Raw genomic sequence first — 17,126 nt, 5'->3', positions numbered from 1 at the left:
AGGGGACACGCATGGAGAACCGCCCGGAAATCGTGGATCAGGCCATCGACTATTTCAATCAGGCCTGGGAGCTGGCGGAAAGCTGGCTGTTGTCCCCCGCGGCGTGGTCTCAGTTCGGATTGCTGGTTCTGGCCTATCTGGCCGCCCGGTTGGTGGCGCGCAAACTTGGCCCGGTCATTACACGTGTTCTGACCCCCACCGGTAGCCAAACGAACCCGTTGGCCAAGGCGCGTCTGTTCCTTTTGATGTTTCTGCCCTTGCTCTTGCCGCTTTTGGCCTGGGCCTTCACCGGGATCGGCGAACAGGTGACACGATCGCTGTTTGGGTCCGGCGCGGTGATTGCGTTCGGCAAGCGGCTTTTCCTGTTCCTTGCCGTCCGTGCCTTCGTCAAGCAGATCATCAAGGATCCGTTCCTGAAGCTGCTGGGACGTTACGTGCTGATCCCCGTCGCGGCACTTTACCTGTTTGGGCTGCTGGAGCCGGTGACGACCAAGCTTGACGAAACCATCGTGCCGCTGGGCAATATGAGTTTTTCGCTTCTGTTTGCGGTGAAATTCGTGGTGATCAGCGGCGCGATTTTCTGGTTGGGTCGGTGGTCGAACGATCAGACCCGACAGGCGATCAAGAAACAGAAGGAAATGCGCCCCGCCACGCGGGAACTGGCCGCCAAGGCCGCTGAAATCGCGATCTTCGGCGTAGCGTTTCTGGTCTTGATGAACATCATGGGCATCAACCTGACCTCGCTTGCTGTTCTGGGGGGTGCCATTGGTGTCGGGCTGGGGTTTGGCCTGCAACAGATTGCGTCGAACTTCATCTCGGGCGTGATCCTTCTGCTGGAAGGGCAGGCGACGGTTGGCGATTATGTCGAACTGGACGGGGGCGAGGCGGGGACGATTGTCAAAATGACCGCCCGCGCGGCCATATTAGAGACGTTTGACGGTCGCTGGATTGTTGTGCCCAACGAACATTTCATCACCACCCGCGTGGTCAACTACTCGGACGCAGGCAGTGCCAACCGCTATGAAGCGCCGTTCTCGGTCAGCTATGACAGCGATATCGAGGCGATCCCAGAGCTGATCGAAAAGGCGGTGGCCGAGCTGGATTTCGTGCTGAATGACCCCGAAGAATGCAAACCCGACTGTGAGCTGCGCGCCTTTGGCGACAGTGGCGTGGATTTCGCGGTGGAGTTCTGGGTGAACGGCATCGACGATGGGCGCAACAAGTTCACTCCGCGTGTGATGATGCAGGTGTGGAAAACGCTCAAAGCCAACAACATCGAAATCCCCTATCCGCATCGCGTGGTTGAAATGAAGGCGCCTGCGCAGGACGGCGCGTGACACAGGCTTTGGTCATCGGTGCCGGGCCTGCCGGGCTGATGGCGGCCGAGATGCTGGCGCAGGCCGGCTCGTCCGTCACGGTGGCCGATGCCAAACCGTCGCCGGCACGCAAGTTTCTGATGGCCGGCAAGTCGGGGCTGAACCTGACCAAGGCCGAACCACTTGCCACGTTCCTGAACCAGATCGACGGCCCCGACCTGCTGCGTGACATCGTTGCCGGGTTCGGGCCCGCGGCGGTGCAAGACTGGGCGCGAGAGCTGGGGCAGGAGGTGTTCACCGGAAGTTCGGGCCTGGTCTTTCCGGTGACCATGAAAGCATCGCCCCTGTTGCGGGCATGGCTGGCGCGGCTTGACCATTTGGGCGTTGTCCTGCGCCGCGACTGGCGTTGGACCGGGATCAATGGCCGCGAGATGGCGTTCCAGACGCCCGAGGGCGCAGAGGTGCTGACCCCCTGCGTTACCGTTCTGGCGCTGGGCGGCGGCAGCTGGTCACGATTGGGTTCAGACGGAAAATGGGTCTCTATCCTTGCTGAAAACGACGTTTCCTGCGTCCCCTTCAAACCATCGAACATGGGGTTCAGGGTGGATTGGACCGCCCATATGAGCCGCCATTTCGGGTCGCCCATCAAGCCTGCGCGGCTGCAAGCCGACGGGGAATCAGTGGTGGGGGAGTTCGTTGTATCGTCCCGGGGGATCGAAGGGTCGGCGGTCTATGCCGTCAGCCGGGCGATGCGCGACGGTGCGCCCTTGACGGTCGATCTGACGCCTGACCGCAACGTTGAGGATGTCACCGCCCGGCTGGCAAAACCGCGTGGCAAGTCAAGCATGACAAACCACCTGCGTAAGTCGCTGAAGCTGGACCCGGCCAAGATCGCGCTGTTGCAGGAATTTGCACGTCCTCTGCCGCAAGATCCGGTCACGCTGGCGGCGCTGATCAAGGCCTTGCCGATCCGGCACCAAGGCCCGCGCCCGATCGACGAGGCGATTTCGACCGCAGGTGGCTTATCCTTCGATGCGTTGGACGCCGGATTGATGATCAAAGCTCTGCCCGGCGTCTTTGCCGCTGGCGAGATGTTGAACTGGGATGCGCCGACCGGGGGGTATCTGTTGACCACTTGCCTTGCCACCGGGCGTCATGCCGGGCGGGCCGCAGCGCGCTGGGCGCGAGATCACGCGCCAGAAGCCCGCAGGTAAGCCGCCCGGCCGCGCAGCGGTTTGGCATAGGCGCGAAAGGCGGTATTCTCCAACGGAAAGCCCGCCGCGATGGCCCAGCTTCCGCAATGGGTGGCGATGATGTCCGGCACGGTCATTGTCTCGCCCATCAAAAACGGCGCGTCACTCTTGCGCCGCATCAACTCGTCCACCGCGCGGGCAAACTCCCATTTCAGGCTCTGTTTCACCTCGGGAACGCGTTTTTCTTCGGGCAGGACGAAGGTGTGACGCGCAGCGGTCCACAAGGTCGCGTCCATCTCGTCCAGAATGAAATGGGTGAAGCCGTCCTGGCGGGCACGATCAAGCGTTCCCGCACGGTAGGTCAACGCCCCGTGCTTGTCGGCAAGATACTGAATGATCGCGGTGCTGTCGGTCAGGGCGGCGTCATCGTCCAGAAGCACCGGCACCTTGCCCGCCGGGTTGAGCGCCTGAATCGCCTCGGACCGTGGTGCATGAGGCAGGTGGTCATAGCTTTGCTCCAGCTCTTCCAACATCCACAGCACCCGAAAGGTGCGGGTCACGGTTGGCCCGATCACGGTATAGCTCATCTGCGTCCCCCCAACATGGCGAGCCGGATCAAAGTGCGCTCCATCAGCGCCATAACCGGCGCCTTCTGTGTGGACCGCAAGGTCAGATCAGTGTCGACCAGAATTTCCAGCGCCTGTTCCAGTCGCGTCAGCCCCCATTGCTGCGCCTGTCGGACCATGCGGTCGCGGCTTTTGAAATGCACGGGCGGGCGCAGGCGATTGATGCCCTGGCTTGGTCCACCCGGATCAGCCGACGCCGCATGCAGCGCGCGGAAATGGCGGGTGGCCGCGATGCACAAGCCGACGGGATCGGCACCCTGCGCCTGAAGTCGGGCCAAAACAGGCCCTATTTCACCTGAACGTCCCTCGGCGGTGGCGTGCAGCAGGTCATCCAACCCGGCCTCGGTTGAGGTGGGAGACACCGCCAGCACGTCATCGGGGATGACAGGCGACGGGTCACCCAATTTGTAAAGGCCCAGCTTCTCCATGGTTTGCCGAAAATCACCCGGATCAAGCTCGCGCGACAATCCGGTCAGATCGGTCATGGCTTCGGGTGAAATATCAGTGATCCCGGCGCGTTTCAGGTCAGCCTCGATCTCGTCGCGGGTGGGGGGATCGTCATAGATGCCGACAGCAAAGGCGTTTGGATGTGATTCGAACAGCTTGCGCAGCGCGCCACGGGGTTTCAGGTTTCCTGCCGTGACGACGATTTGCGCGTCACCCTCCTGCCAATCCGACAGGGCGGCGGTGATTACGGGGGCGGAGGTTTCCGTGGCGTCTTCGACAAACGCCACGCGGGGGCCGGGAAAGAAGCCTTGTGATTTGACCGCATCGGACAGCATCGCCGGATCCTTGCGCAGATCCCCGGCCTGCAGACGGGACAGGCGCATTTCTTCTTCGCCGCCCGGGCCGATCAGGTTGGCGATCAGCTCCTGCCGTTTCAGGGCGACCCGCATCGCGTCTTGCCCAAAAATCAGAACTCCCGCACGTGACGGATCGGGCTTGGCAAAATACCTGGCCGCATCGCGGGGCGCGAGCTTCATTCGCCCCAACCTGAGAATGTGGCGGTGAAGCGCGTCACCATCATGTCGGCCAGCATCACCATCAGGCGCCGATTCGCATCCCGTTCAACCGAAGCGGTCGAGACCGTGGACCCTTCGGTCGAATATGAGGTGAAATTGGACAGGCTGCCGCGTTCCACCACGTCCCCGCTTGCAACGGATGTCACGGTAAACTCAACTGCACCAAGGATTTGCGTGCGGGTGATTTCCTGCCTTGGGGTGACACCGACATCTTCGGATCGGGTGGTGATTTTGTAGCTCAGCTCATATGGAGCCGACAGGTTGCGGCCCAGGCGTTCTTCCAGTCGCTTTACCAGCTCATAGCTGTTGGCGTCCGATGGCGCGGCCACGGTCACGGCGCCACGCAGCCCTTCGGCCGAGCCGCCCGGCGCATAGACCGGGGTAAACCCGCAGGCCGACAACGCCGCCACGGCAGCGAATGACAACAGCAATGACCGGCGATCAGACCACCACATTCACAATGCGCCCCGGAACCACGATGACTTTCTTGGGCGACTTGCCATCCAGCGCCCTGACGACAGCATCCTCGGCCAGCGCCAGTTTTTCAACCTCGGCCTTGTCCATATCTTTGGGCACGCTGATTTCTGCGCGTCGTTTGCCGTTGATCTGGATGGGCATGGTCACGGTATCGTCGACCAGCATCGCCTCGTCCGCTTTGGGCCATGGGGCTTGCGCGATCAGCCCGTCACCGCCCAGCATCGACCAGATTTCTTCGGACAGGTGCGGGGTCATCGGCGACATGAGTTGCACCAAGGTGCGCATCGCAAGTTTCTGCGCTTTCCCCCCGGCCTTGGATTTCGAAATCGTGTTCTGAAACGCATACAGCTTGGCGATGGCGGCGTTGAAGCCGAAACTTTCAATCCCCATCGTCACGTCGTGAATGGCCTTGTGCATGGCGCGCAGAAGGTCGGTGTCGTCGCCTTCCCCATCATCCATCGCGGCAATTTTCACCGCGGTCGCGTGGACGCGGGCCAAATGTTTGGCCGCCGCTTCCGCACCCGAGGCCGTCCATTCCACATCCCGTTCGGGCGGCGAATCGCTCAGCACGAACCAGCGGGCGGTGTCGGCCCCGAAGGACGAAATGATATGCGCCGGATCGACCACGTTCTTCTTGGATTTCGACATTTTGGCCGAGGGGATGACCTCGACCTCGGTGCCACAGGCACCCAGTCGCGCGCCGGTTTCGGTCCACTCGATGTCTTCGGGCAGGTGATACACCGGCCGGTCATTTTCATCCCGCGTGACATAGATTTCATGTGTCACCATACCTTGCGTGAACAGCGCGTTGAACGGCTCGATCGCCTTGTCGGGCAGGTGGCCGCAGATGTTCATCGCGCGGGCAAAGAACCGGGAATAGAGCAGGTGCAGAATCGCGTGCTCAATGCCGCCGATATACTGGTCGACATTCATCCAATAGCTCGCGTCGTCCATGTCCGTCGGCGTGTCGGCGTTCGGGGATGTGAAACGCGCGTAATACCAGGACGAATCAACAAATGTGTCCATCGTGTCGGTTTCGCGCCGGGCGGGCTTTCCGCAGGATGGGCAGGCGCAGTCGCGCCATGTCGGGTGGCGGTCCAGCGGGTTGCCCGGCACGTCAAACGTGACGTCCTCGGGCAGTTTGATCGGCAAATTCTCTTTCTTTTCAGCGACAACGCCGCAATCGGGGCAATGAACGACAGGGATCGGGCAGCCCCAATAGCGCTGGCGGCTCAGCCCCCAGTCGCGCAGGCGGTAATTCGTAACCCCTTGGCCCCAACCTTCCTTTTCGGCAAACGCGATCGTCGCTTCGATGGCTTCGTCGCCCGTGGCCTCGTCCAACCCGGCGAAGTGATTGATCCACTTCACTTTTTCTGTCTTCGGAGGCACGAAAGCCTCGGTTGTGACGGGATTGGGGTCGTCCAGCGACAGGAAGGTGTCGATCACCGGCAAATCATACTTGCGGCAGAAATCAAGGTCGCGCTGGTCATGCGCCGGGCAGGCGAAGATCGCGCCGGTGCCGTAGTCCATAAGGATGAAGTTGGCGATCCAAACCGGCAGTTCCCAATTCGGGTCCAGCGGATGTTTCACGCGGATGCCGGTGTCGTAGCCCAGCTTCTCGGCAGTTTCGATGGCCTCTTCCGTCGTGCCGCCCTTGCGCATTTCGGCGAGTTTTGCGGCAATCTCGGGGTTTTCGGCCTCAAGCGTCTTGGAAATGGGGTGGTCAGGCGAGATACCGATGAAGGACGCACCCATCAGCGTGTCGGGGCGGGTCGTATAGACCTCGATCTCGCCGCCATCTGTGCGCTCAAAGCTGAATTGCAGACCCTGGCTGCGGCCAATCCAGTTGGCCTGCATGGTGCGCACCTTCTCGGGCCAGTTGTCCAGCCCGTCCAGCGCCTCCAGCAATTCGGCGGAATAGTCCGAAATCTTGAAAAACCATTGCGTCAGGTCGCGACGTTCAACCGGCGCGCCCGACCGCCAGCCGCAACCGTCGATCACCTGTTCATTGGCCAGAACGGTCATATCGACAGGGTCCCAGTTTACGGTGGCGTTCTTACGGTAAACCAGCCCCTTCTCCATGAAATCGATGAACATGGATTGCTGCTGGCCGTAATACTCCGGATCACAGGTGGCAAATTCACGGCTCCAGTCAATCGACAGGCCCAAGGGCTTCATCTGCCCCTTCATCGTTTTGATGTTGTCATAGGTCCAGGTGCCGGGGTGACCTCCCTGCGCCATGGCCGCGTTTTCGGCGGGCATTCCGAAGGCGTCCCAGCCCATCGGGTGTAACACACTGAAACCGCAGGAAGATTTGTAACGCGAGATCACGTCGCCCATGGTGTAGTTGCGCACGTGTCCCATATGGATACGGCCCGACGGATAGGGGAACATCTCAAGCACATAGTATTTGGGCTTTGTTTCATCGCGCTTGGCGGTGAAAATCCCGGCCTTGTCCCAGGCGTCTTGCCATTTCGGTTCGATATCGGCGGCTGTGTATCGCGACATGTGGCTTGGTCCTTGATGTGAAAACGCCGGGCGTGTGGCCCGGCGCTTGTATTAATCCTCTGGTCGGTCCGGGTCTAGAGCTTGCCGTCACGAATACGTAGCTGACGCGCGCGGGTCAGGATCGCGTCCTCGACCTTGCGTACGGCTTCTGCGCTGGCCGGGCCGCCCCGCGTATAGAGCGCAACCGACAACGACCGCGCGTCCAGCGCGGGGTCGCGGACATAAACGGTGGCCTTGTAAGCGGTGCCGCCACCCGGCGGGCGGCCATAGTCAAAGACGATGATGCCCGAGAACGGGTCAGCCGCCTTGACCGGCATGAAGCTCAGCACATCCAACGAGGCATTCCAGATATAGCGGTTCACTTCGACCGTGGTGTTGGGATCATCCACATTGGTGAACAGATCCCAGATGGTTTCGCGCCGCTCTTCCGCCTGGGGCGTATGTCGGACGGTGTTCTCTTGTTGCTGCTGCTGTTGACCACCGCTGATCCCCAAAGATCCGCGTCCACCGCCACAGGCCGCAAGCCCCAGCACACCAATCACTGAAATCCCGAATGCGACAGACCTGAACATGCGCATAAAAAGCCCCGTTTCCTCAATTTCCTCTTGTTAGTATATAAGGCCATTCAGGCGGGCAAGCGTTTTCCCAAAAGCCGCATTTGCAGGCCAGACCGAGGGCCGTGTGGCGGCGATATCACCATCCGCAACACGCGGTTCGGAAAACTGTGACATAGAAGCACCAATTCTGGCCACAATCCGATTTCTCGTTCCGCATTTCTTGCAAACCCCGGCGGAAAGGTGGATTGAACCATCATACTCAATTCGGATTTCCCTGAATTGAGGTGCACTATTGAAACACATGAGGGAAAACGAAATGAAAAAGATTCTCTTCGCTTCGACCGCGTTGGTTGCTTCGGCAGGCTTCGCCGCCGCTGACATCAGCTTCTCGGGTGAAGCTGGCGCAGGCTTCGAGTATATGGACGGCGCTGCTGACGAATGGACGCTGGACCACTACCTGACTCTGTCGGTCTCGATGACCGGTGAAACCGATGGCGGCCTGGGCTTCGGCGCAGAAGTCGACATCACCTCGACCACTGCTGGCGGTGGTGTTGACGGTTCGTCGGCATACATCGAAGGCGGCTTCGGCAAGTTCTCGGTCGGTGACGTTGGTTCGGCAGTTGACGAAAAACTGGGTCTGTCGGACATCGGTTATGGCGGCATCGGCACCGACAACGTAGCTGAGTTCCTGGTTGACCTGGCTGACTCGGGCAACATGATGTACGAAGGCACCTTCGGTGACTTCGGGATCGCAATCTCGCACGACTTCAACGGCACCGAGATCACCTCGGTTGCAGCCACCTACTCGATGGGTGACTTCAACGTTGGTCTGGGTTACGACGACTGGGGCAACATCGACACCTCCAGCACCGTTCACGTCAAAGCTGGCGCAGACATCGCTGACTTCTCGGTCAACGCCCTGTACTCGCGCAACGACGACAACGACATCACCTCCTACGGTATCCACGCTGCCTACACCATGGGCGCAGCAACCATCTCGGCTGCTTACTCGGAAACCGAAATCGGTGCTGCTTCGGCTGACGCATACGGCCTGGGCGTTGCATACGACCTGGGTGGCGGCGCAACCTTCAACGCCGGTGTTGGCGAAGTTGGTGGCGTGACCAAAGCCGACCTGGGCATCATCATGCTGTTCTAATCCTAACGGATTTTTACTCAGGGAAGAGCGGGCCTTGTGCCCGCTCTTTTCTTTTGGGACACCTGTCATTGAAGAGTCTAGCAAACAGGTGCCCCATGCCACTTTCCGACATTCAGGACCGCATCGCCAAGGAAGAGGCGCGCGCAGGGCGTGCCCCCGGTTCAACCAAATTGATCGCCGTGTCCAAGGTTCAACCATTGGAGCGCGTTGTGGCCGTTCTGGAAGAAGGCCACCGTGTTTTCGGTGAAAACAAGGTGCAAGAGGCGGCGGGAAAGTGGCCCGATCTGAAAAAGCGTTTTTCAGATGTCGAATTGCACCTGATCGGCCCATTGCAATCCAACAAGACACGGCAGGCGATGGGGCTGTTTGACGTGTTCCACTCCGTTGACCGTCCCAAACTGGCCCGCGCCATCGCCCGCATCGCAAAAGAGGAAGGCCATTGCCCGACCCTGTTCATTCAGGTCAACACGGGGGAAGAGCCCCAGAAAGCCGGGATCATGCCCGATGATCTGGACGGATTCGTTGCCGAATGCCGAGATCTGGGCCTGCCGATTGTCGGCCTGATGTGCATTCCTCCGGTCGATGAAGAACCCACCTTGCATTTTGCCCTGTTGGCCAAGATGGCCACGCGCAACGGGCTGGATCAATTGTCGATGGGGATGAGCAGCGATTTCGAACGCGCGATCGCGCAAGGCGCGACCCATGTGCGGATCGGGTCGGCAATTTTTGGCGAGAGGGATTATGGTTAGGGGCCTTGCCCCTCGCGGCGTAGCCGCTCACCCCAGGATATTTCAGACAAGAAAAAACCTAGCGGACGATGATCCGTCTGTGTTCGGTCCAACGATCGAGGATCCAGCGCAGGTCTTTGGGCGCGAAGGCCAGGCAACCGGCCGTCGGGTGGCGCGGTTTGCGCCAATGGTGGATGAAGATGGCCGATCCCTTGCCGGGCGTGGGGTTGGGATAGTTCCAGTCGCTGATCAGAACGATGTCGTAAAGGCGGGCGGTCATGTGCAGGCGTTCATGGCTGAACGGATGGGTCGTGGTGCGCAGCGGGTGGTTGTATGCGGGATCGTCCGGTTCATCTGACCAGATGTCGCGCGGGCCGATTCGATCCAGTGTGATTGCCCTGGGGGGAATGGTCCGGTCCGGGCGATAATACCCCCCGACAATGCGCCATGTGCCGCGCGGGGTTGCACCGTCGCCTTCGCGTTTGTGGTCGGTCATTCCTCCGCGCCCGATGGACACGGGAAATCTGCGCCCCATGAATCGCGCGCCCCAGCGGGTGACGACCATGTCGCAGCGGTGCGGGATCACAGCAGATGACCGGATTTGCGGGCCTTGGTGGCGAGATAGGCTTGGTTATGGGCACCTTTGCCGACCCGCAGCGAGACACGTTCGGTCACGTGGATTCCGGTTTCGTTCATCCTGTTGACCTTGCGCGGGTTGTTGGTCATCAGGCGCACCGCAGAAAAACCCAGGGATTTCAAAATCATCGCACCGATGCGGAAATCGCGCTCGTCATCCTCAAAGCCCAGGCGGTGGTTGGCCTCGACCGTGTCGAACCCCTGATCTTGCAGCGAATAGGCGCGCATCTTGTTGGCCAGTCCGATGCCGCGGCCTTCCTGATTCAGATAGAGCAGCACGCCATGCTCTTCCTGCCCGATGATGTTCAGGGCAGTGTGCAGTTGTGGGCCGCAATCGCATTTCAGGCTGCCCAGTACATCGCCGGTGAAACAGGCTGAATGCAGGCGTGCGAGCACCGGTTCGTCACGCGGCGGGCGGCCGATTTCCACGGCGTAATGTTCTTCGCTGCCATCATCGGGACGAAAGATATGCAGGCGTCCGGCCTCGCTGACGGTAAGGGGCAGGCGGGCGTGGGCGACGGGTGCCAAGGACAGCGTGTCGATCATCTTCTGATCCAGCGAGACGATGGTCAGGTTCTTGTCAGCGGCGATTTCAGCTGTGTTAGAGACATCAACGACCACGGTCGCGGGCAGAAGGCGCGCAGATTTGCACAAGGCAATGGATTGCGCTTCAAGCCCGTCGTCACCACCACGACGCGTGCGAAATGGGCCCTTCATCGGGCGCGTCAGATCATCCGAAGGATCAGCGACCGACGCGATCCATTCGGTTCCGGCATCGCGCGGCAGTTCAATGCGGGCCACGCGGTCGGAATAGGCGCGCGCCTTCAGTGTGTCGGCGCGCCGAGGGGTGATGGCCAAAACCGGGTCACCCACGCCGCGCATGTCATTCAGCCGTCCGGATGACAGGGTCTCTGCCGCGGCGACCAGCACCGTGCGTCCGTGATGGGTCAGCACAATCGGCACCCCCATGCGCAGGTCGACGCGGGCGCGGGCCAAAAGCTCGGTCTGGTTGGGGGCGAGTGTCATCGGCATCCTTTCACGCCCCATCATTAGGACGATCTGTCACGATATGAAACATTTACCGGCAACTGGACACGAGGCCGTGAGCCGCCTGTTGCAAATCTTGTCAATCCTGTGAGGGGCGAACATCTGTTTCACAACATCACCGAGGAGGGCAAGATGTCTACGCTGAAAAAGATACTGCTGGTCGACGATGACGAGGATCTGCGCGACGCGCTGGCCGAACAGCTTCTGATGACCGAGGATTTCGACGTTTTTGAAGCAGGCAACGGGGCCGAGGCGCTGACCAAGTCGAAAGAGGCGATTTATGACCTTGTGATCCTGGATGTGGGGCTACCCGACACGGATGGGCGCGAGCTGTGCCGTGTGATGCGCAAGCAGGGTGTGAAATGCCCGATCGTGATGCTGACGGGTCATGATACCGACGCGGACACCATTCTGGGGCTTGATGCAGGCGCGAATGACTATGTCTCGAAGCCGTTCAAATTTCCGGTGCTTCTGGCCCGTATTCGCGCCCAGTTGCGCCAGCATGAACAAAGCGAAGACGCGGTGTTCCAGCTTGGGCCGTACACGTTCAAGCCGTCAATGAAGATGCTGATCACCGAGGACGACCGCAAGGTTCGCCTGACCGAGAAAGAGACCAATATCCTGAAGTTCCTCTATCGTTCGAACGATGGCGTGGTGGCGCGCGATGTGCTGCTGCACGAGGTCTGGGGCTATAATGCCGGGGTCACAACGCACACGTTAGAGACACATATTTACCGTTTGCGCCAGAAGATCGAGCCTGATCCATCGAACGCGCGGCTGTTGGTGACGGAAAGTGGCGGGTATCGGTTGAACGCCTGAAACCCCGTTGACGATGGATGGGTTTGCAACGACCAGAGCTGCCAATCAGACTATCTGTTGCAAACCCGATCCAGGTTGGTGCGAACGGTGCCGGAACGCATTGCTCTTACCTGCGTGGGTCCAGTTCACACAAACAGGCGATTGGCTCCGAAATATCTGATTGATAGCGTGCATCGGTCGAAGCGCTCGCGAGTGCGTCCATTTTCCTGGCCAGCTTGATATCCAGGTTCGTGAGGCCGTCGGCGTCGTGTGTCGCCAACGTGACGTCGACAGTTCGATATACGTTGCGCCATTCCGGGTGATGATTCCACTTCTCACACCAGATCGCGACGCGGGACATCCAGCCCCATGCCTCTACGAAATTGGGAAAGATATATACCTTTCGGATTGCATCACGGTCAGGGACCGCGCCCCATCCTACTTCTCCCAACGGGATGAGGTGTTCCTGACGTTCTTCGCGTGTCAAAAGGTCTGCCATTATGTGCTTTCCTCCTTGTCCGAGAATGCAATCCGGCGAACAGCCGGTCGGTAGTTGGGCTTCATCCGCGTTATGAACGCACGTTGTTGTGCGAAACGAGCAGCCCCTTCAGCCATGATCGCACCCGGCATTCGTTGGCAACCCGGCCCGTCAAACATTAAACAACGTTCCGACCCCATAGGCCAAGCCCGCCGCTGCGCCGCCGATCAGCAGGGTTTCGATCGCAGAGCGCCACCACGGGCTGAGTGACCAGTGGCTTTTCAGCGCGCCGATGGAAAAGAAGCTCGCCATCGTCATCCAGGCCGAAACGGTGAAGGCCTGGTCGAGTTTCAGGATGAAGGGCAGAAGCGGGATCATGCCCGCCACGAGGAAGGACAGAAAGGTGGTCAGCGCCGCGCGCATCGGGTGCGGGTCGATGCCGCCCAGCCCGTATTCGCCTTCCATCATCAAGTTGATCCAACGGTCCTTGTTTTGGGTCACGGCGTCGGTGGCATCGTCCAGGATGCGGTCGCTTAGTCCCTTCTGGGCAAGGATTTCGCGCACTTCCAGCCATTCGCCATGCGGGTGATCGCGGATATGTTCCTCCTCGATCTTGCGAATGCGGCGATAATTGTCCTGTTCCGCCTTGGTGCCGGAATAGGCGGCTGCGGCCATTGAGAATCCATCGGCCAGCACATTGGCCAGCCCCAGAACAACAATGATGAATGGTGACAGCCCGGCCCCGGCCACACCGGCCACAATGGCGAAGGTTGTGACCGATCCGTCGATGGCGCCATAGACCGCATCGCGCAACACGCCTTTTCCCGGCGGCGCGCCAATACGGGCGGTGATTTCTTGTGGGCTGTGACCGTGATCGGACATGGCTGACCTCCGTTCCGGTCAGTGTGCCGTGGGAATGAACGGATTGCCTTAAGGCAGATCAAGGTGTGTCAGGGTCTGTTTCATCCTTCTGGTCTGACAGCCTCGTCCCCAAGCAGATATCGGGGCCCGGCCCCTTTTTCGGCGGCGATGTCATCGGGGTTATACAGCGCGCAGCGGTCCAGAGACAGGCAACCGCAACCGATGCAGCCATCAAGTTTGTCGCGCAACCGGGTCAGGGCTGCAATCTGTTCGTCCAGTTCCGTACGGAAGTCTTGCGATATTTCAGCCCAGTCTTTGGCGGTTGGGGTGCGGCTCTGGGGCAGGCGATCCAGAAGGTCACGGATGCGATCGAGCGTGAAGCCGAACTTCTGCGCGATCATCACGAAACTCAGGCGTCGTATGTCCGAGCGCAGGAACCGCCGTTGCCCGCCCGCGTTGCGTTCTGGCGCAACCAGCCCCTGGGTTTCATAGTACCGGATTGCCGACACGGCCAAGCCAGTGCGTTTGGCCAATGTGCCGATGGAAATCTCGTTTCTGCGTTCCATGGAAGTCTCGAAAGAAAAACCTTGATCTCAAGTTAGCTTTAGGAATTAGAACCCGACTCGCAACGAAGATCAAGGAGGCCAAAATGGCACATCTGGAACATGTGAATGTGACGGTCAGCGACCCGAAAGCGACAGCCGCCTGGCTGGGGGCCGTGTTTGGGTGGAAGACCCGCTGGGAGGGCGATGCGATCTCGGGCGGATATACCGCCCATGTGGGCGATGAAGACAGCTATGTGGCTCTGTATACGCCCAAAAGGCCGATGGACGACCCGCAGCATTCCTATACCACCCGCGCAGGGTTGAACCATGTGGGTGTCGTCGTCGATGACATTGACGCGACTGAAAGCCGGGTGAAAGCTGCCGGGTTTCAGCCTCATAACCATGCGGATTATGAACCGGGGCGGCGCTTTTATTTTGATGATCATGACGGGGTTGAGTGGGAAGTGGTGTCCTATGCCTGACCACGGGGGGCGACTTGCCCCCTGTTCACTTTTTGCCCCATCCTCTATGGTCGCGCCACGCGGCGCTTATCGGAGGATAACATGAGCTTCACCCTTGCCACCTGGAACATCAACTCGGTCCGTTTGCGCGAACCGATCGTGCAGAAGCTGCTGACGGAAGAAGCGCCCGATGTGCTGTGCCTTCAGGAATGCAAAAGCCCGGTGGAAAAGATCCCGCTAGATGGGTTTCGCGCCCTTGGCTATACCCACATGGTCGCGCGCGGGCAGAAGGGATACAACGGCGTTGCAATCCTGTCGCGCCTGCCGATGAAAGAGGTGACAAGCTTTGAATTCGCCGGTCTGGATCATGCCCGCCATATCGCGGGGCAATTGGAAAACGGCGTCACGATCCACAATTTCTATGTGCCCGCAGGGGGTGATGTGCCGGATCGCGACGTGAACGAGAAGTTTGGCCAGAAGCTCGATTACCTCACCGATATGCGCGACCACTTCTTTGCCGAGAAGCCCGGCAAGTCGATCCTTGTTGGCGATCTGAACATCGCCCCGCGCGAAGACGACGTCTGGTCGCATAAACAGCTTCTGAAAGTGGTCAGCCACACCCCGGTTGAAGTCGAGGCGCTGGCGCAGGTGCAGGACGCCGCCAACTGGGTCGACATCACGCGGCAGGACATTCCCGACGGGCAGCTTTACAGCTGGTGGAGCTATCGCGCGAAGGATTGGAATGCTGCCGACAAGGGGCGGCGGTTGGATCACGTCTGGGCCACGCCCGATATTTCAAATGCCGGTCACGCCTCGCGCATCCTGCGTGATGCACGCGGATGGGAAAAGCCATCCGATCACGCGCCGGTCTTTGCGACTTTCGACCTTTAAAACCGGCGGGGCAGGAGGCATATAAACCTCAACGCATTTGAAGGAGCTTGAGCAATGGAACTCGAACTGGGTGGCGCACCGGCCGCTGCTGATCTGATCAAGGATGTAAGCGAGGCAACCTTCATGCAGGACGTGGTCGAAGCCTCGCAACAGGTGCCGATCATCGTGGATTTCTGGGCGCCTTGGTGCGGCCCTTGCAAGCAGCTTGGCCCGGCACTGGAAGCCGCCGTGACCGAAGCGGGTGGCAAGGTGCGCATGGTGAAAGTCAATGTGGATGAAAACCAGATGATCGCGGGCCAGCTGCGCGTGCAGTCGATCCCGACCGTTTACGCGTTCTGGCAGGGTCAGCCGGCGGACGGGTTTCAGGGCGCCCTGCCTGCGTCCGAGGTGAAAGAATTCGTCAAGCGTGTTGCCGCCCTTGGGGGTGACGCAGACAACGGACTGGCGGATGCCATCGCCGCCGCCGACGAGATGTTGGAGGCTGGCGCGATCGACGACGCCGCGCAGACCTTTGCCGCCATCCTTGAGGAAGACCCGAACTCGGCCGCAGCGTTCGCCGGTCTGGCGCGCTGCCATCTGGCGGCGGGCAAGGTCGATGATGCCGAAGCCACGCTGAACGGCGCGCCCGCCGAAATCTCGCAAGCGCCCGAAATCGAAGCCGTGCGTGCCAAGATCGAACTGGCCCGACAGGCCGAAAGCGCCGGACCGGTGGCCGATTTGCGCGCCGCTGTGGATGCAAATCCAGACGACCATCAGGCCCGGTTTGACCTGGCCGTTGCCTTGAACGCGTCAGGCGACGCTCAAGCGGCCGTGGACGAGTTGTTGGAGCTGTTCCGCAGGGATAGAGACTGGAACGACGGGGCGGCCAAGGCACAACTGTTCACGATTTTCGACGCGCTGGATGCGAAAGACCCGATTGCATTGACCGGTCGGCGCAAGCTGTCGTCGATGATCTTTGTGTGAACGGGCAAGCCGCGCTACAGTGGTCATATGATGTCCGCCGCCGACCTGCCTGATTTTCTGCCGTTGTTCCCGTTGCCGGGTGCGCTTTTGCTGCCGCGCGGGCGGTTGCCGTTGCATGTGTTCGAACCGCGCTATCTGGCGATGGTCGACGATGCGCTGAAAACGCCCGAACGGCTGATTGGAATGATTCAGCCGATGGGTGACAGCGATCAGGACGCGACCCGCCTGCATGCCATCGGATGTGCCGGGCGCATCACCTCGTTCACGGAAACCGAGGATGGGCGGTATATGCTCACGCTGACCGGGATTTCGCGTTTTCGTCTTGGTGCGGTGCAGGAAGGGTTCACGCCCTATCTGCGGACCGAGGCCGATTGGCGCGGTTTTGACCGTGACCTGGGCCAGCCCGAGCATGATCCTGGTCTGGATCGCGAAGCCTTCTTCAAACTTCTTGAACGATATTTTGAACTGGAAGAGCTGCAAACCGATTGGGAAAGTTTGCAAACGGCGGAAGACGAATTGATGATCAACGCCTTGTCCATGTTGTGCCCGTTCGACCCCGAGGACAAGCAGGCGTTGCTTGAGGCACCGTCTCTGAGCACCCGCCGCGAGACCTTGGTGACGCTGATGGAATTTACCCTGCGCAAAGGCGTGGGCGAGGAGCAAGTGCAATGACCGAAGCGTCCACCCCGGAATTTGACCGTCGCATGATCGAGGCACTGGTCTGCCCCGTCACCCAGACGGTGCTGAGCTATGATGCCGACAAACAGGAACTGGTGTCCAAAGCCGCGAGGCTGGCGTTCCCGATCCGCGGTGGTATCCCGGTGATGCTGGTCGACGAAGCGCGCAAGATCGAGGATTGAGGC

At 60.1% G+C, this 17,126-nt stretch carries 20 protein-coding genes; 10 read left to right on the top strand and 10 right to left on the bottom strand.

Annotated elements, in window-relative coordinates; genetic code table 11:
• Positions 1–11: 11 nt before the first annotated feature.
• Both MUY21_RS09695 and MUY21_RS09690 read left to right on the top strand, forming a co-directional pair.
• Positions 12–1,337, top strand: coding sequence for a mechanosensitive ion channel domain-containing protein (locus MUY21_RS09695; RefSeq protein WP_248410197.1), 1,326 nt, complete (start codon positions 12–14; stop codon positions 1,335–1,337).
• Positions 1,334–2,530 (top strand): TIGR03862 family flavoprotein, encoded by a 1,197-nt coding sequence (locus MUY21_RS09690; protein ID WP_248410195.1) that lies wholly within the window; start codon positions 1,334–1,336, stop codon positions 2,528–2,530. The genes MUY21_RS09695 and MUY21_RS09690 overlap by 4 nt, the downstream gene beginning before the upstream one ends.
• On the opposite strand, the gene MUY21_RS09685 is transcribed toward MUY21_RS09690, so the two are convergent.
• The 5 genes from MUY21_RS09685 to MUY21_RS09665 form a co-directional block, all read right to left on the bottom strand.
• On the bottom strand, positions 2,506–3,096 hold the full coding sequence (locus tag MUY21_RS09685; protein WP_248410193.1) for a glutathione S-transferase: 591 nt from the start codon (positions 3,094–3,096) through the stop codon (positions 2,506–2,508). The genes MUY21_RS09690 and MUY21_RS09685 overlap by 25 nt on opposite strands.
• A complete protein-coding gene (gene holA, locus MUY21_RS09680; protein ID WP_248410191.1) occupies positions 3,093–4,118 on the bottom strand; it encodes a DNA polymerase III subunit delta in 1,026 nt (341 codons plus the stop codon). Before holA ends, MUY21_RS09685 begins: the two co-directional genes overlap by 4 nt.
• On the bottom strand, positions 4,115–4,612 hold the full coding sequence (lptE, locus tag MUY21_RS09675; RefSeq protein WP_248410189.1) for an LPS assembly lipoprotein LptE: 498 nt from the start codon (positions 4,610–4,612) through the stop codon (positions 4,115–4,117). The genes holA and lptE overlap by 4 nt, the downstream gene beginning before the upstream one ends.
• Entirely contained in the window at positions 4,599–7,142 is a 2,544-nt protein-coding gene (gene leuS / locus MUY21_RS09670) for a leucine--tRNA ligase (protein WP_248410187.1), read from the bottom strand. The genes lptE and leuS overlap by 14 nt, the downstream gene beginning before the upstream one ends.
• Before the next feature lie 74 nt (positions 7,143–7,216).
• Entirely contained in the window at positions 7,217–7,720 is a 504-nt protein-coding gene (locus MUY21_RS09665; protein WP_248410185.1) for a DUF3576 domain-containing protein, read from the bottom strand.
• 295 nt (positions 7,721–8,015) lie between these two features.
• Between MUY21_RS09665 and MUY21_RS09660 the strand changes: the two genes are divergently transcribed.
• Both MUY21_RS09660 and MUY21_RS09655 read left to right on the top strand, forming a co-directional pair.
• Positions 8,016–8,855 (top strand): porin, encoded by an 840-nt coding sequence (locus tag MUY21_RS09660; RefSeq protein ID WP_248410183.1) that lies wholly within the window; start codon positions 8,016–8,018, stop codon positions 8,853–8,855.
• Between the two features lie 95 nt (positions 8,856–8,950).
• Complete coding sequence (locus MUY21_RS09655) at positions 8,951–9,604, top strand: YggS family pyridoxal phosphate-dependent enzyme (RefSeq protein WP_248410182.1); 654 nt, start codon at positions 8,951–8,953, stop codon at positions 9,602–9,604.
• Positions 9,605–9,662: 58 nt separating this feature from the next.
• On the opposite strand, the gene MUY21_RS09650 is transcribed toward MUY21_RS09655, so the two are convergent.
• Positions 9,663–10,148: a L,D-transpeptidase family protein gene (locus MUY21_RS09650; RefSeq protein ID WP_248410419.1), complete on the bottom strand. Its 486-nt coding sequence runs from the start codon at positions 10,146–10,148 to the stop codon at positions 9,663–9,665.
• A gap of 17 nt (positions 10,149–10,165) precedes the next feature.
• Positions 10,166–11,245: a GTP cyclohydrolase II gene (gene ribA, locus MUY21_RS09645; RefSeq protein ID WP_248410180.1), complete on the bottom strand. Its 1,080-nt coding sequence runs from the start codon at positions 11,243–11,245 to the stop codon at positions 10,166–10,168.
• 153 nt (positions 11,246–11,398) lie between these two features.
• On the opposite strand from ribA, the gene MUY21_RS09640 reads away from it, so the two are divergent.
• Entirely contained in the window at positions 11,399–12,085 is a 687-nt protein-coding gene (locus MUY21_RS09640; RefSeq protein ID WP_191287368.1) for a response regulator transcription factor, read from the top strand.
• A 106-nt stretch (positions 12,086–12,191) separates the two neighbouring features.
• Here the strand turns inward: MUY21_RS09640 and MUY21_RS09635 are convergent, their stop codons facing one another.
• From MUY21_RS09635 to soxR, 3 genes are all read right to left on the bottom strand, one after another.
• On the bottom strand, positions 12,192–12,563 hold the full coding sequence (locus MUY21_RS09635; RefSeq protein WP_348984589.1) for a 4a-hydroxytetrahydrobiopterin dehydratase: 372 nt from the start codon (positions 12,561–12,563) through the stop codon (positions 12,192–12,194).
• A 150-nt stretch (positions 12,564–12,713) separates the two neighbouring features.
• Positions 12,714–13,424, bottom strand: a complete 711-nt coding sequence (locus MUY21_RS09630; RefSeq protein WP_248410178.1) for a VIT1/CCC1 transporter family protein — start codon at positions 13,422–13,424, stop codon at positions 12,714–12,716.
• 80 nt (positions 13,425–13,504) lie between these two features.
• Positions 13,505–13,969, bottom strand: coding sequence for a redox-sensitive transcriptional activator SoxR (gene soxR / locus MUY21_RS09625; RefSeq protein WP_248410177.1), 465 nt, complete (start codon positions 13,967–13,969; stop codon positions 13,505–13,507).
• A gap of 83 nt (positions 13,970–14,052) precedes the next feature.
• Between soxR and MUY21_RS09620 the strand changes: the two genes are divergently transcribed.
• From MUY21_RS09620 to MUY21_RS09600, 5 genes are all read left to right on the top strand, one after another.
• The gene (locus MUY21_RS09620; protein WP_248410175.1) at positions 14,053–14,430 is read left to right on the top strand and encodes a VOC family protein; all 378 of its coding nucleotides are present in this window, start codon (positions 14,053–14,055) and stop codon (positions 14,428–14,430) included.
• A gap of 81 nt (positions 14,431–14,511) precedes the next feature.
• Positions 14,512–15,300 carry an exodeoxyribonuclease III gene (locus tag MUY21_RS09615; protein ID WP_248410173.1) on the top strand — a complete coding sequence of 263 codons (789 nt, stop codon included), beginning with the start codon at positions 14,512–14,514 and terminating at the stop codon, positions 15,298–15,300.
• 54 nt (positions 15,301–15,354) lie between these two features.
• Positions 15,355–16,263 (top strand): co-chaperone YbbN, encoded by a 909-nt coding sequence (locus MUY21_RS09610; protein WP_248410172.1) that lies wholly within the window; start codon positions 15,355–15,357, stop codon positions 16,261–16,263.
• A gap of 27 nt (positions 16,264–16,290) precedes the next feature.
• Positions 16,291–16,935: an LON peptidase substrate-binding domain-containing protein gene (locus MUY21_RS09605; protein WP_248410170.1), complete on the top strand. Its 645-nt coding sequence runs from the start codon at positions 16,291–16,293 to the stop codon at positions 16,933–16,935.
• Positions 16,932–17,123, top strand: coding sequence for a Trm112 family protein (locus MUY21_RS09600; protein WP_248410168.1), 192 nt, complete (start codon positions 16,932–16,934; stop codon positions 17,121–17,123). Before MUY21_RS09605 ends, MUY21_RS09600 begins: the two co-directional genes overlap by 4 nt.
• Positions 17,124–17,126: the final 3 nt, after the last annotated feature.

The organism is Aliiroseovarius sp. S2029, assembly GCF_023195575.1.
GTDB lineage: Bacteria > Pseudomonadota > Alphaproteobacteria > Rhodobacterales > Rhodobacteraceae > Aliiroseovarius > Aliiroseovarius zhejiangensis.
The sequence above is the reverse complement of the archived record's forward strand: the minus strand, read 5'-3'. Positions and strand labels throughout refer to the sequence as shown.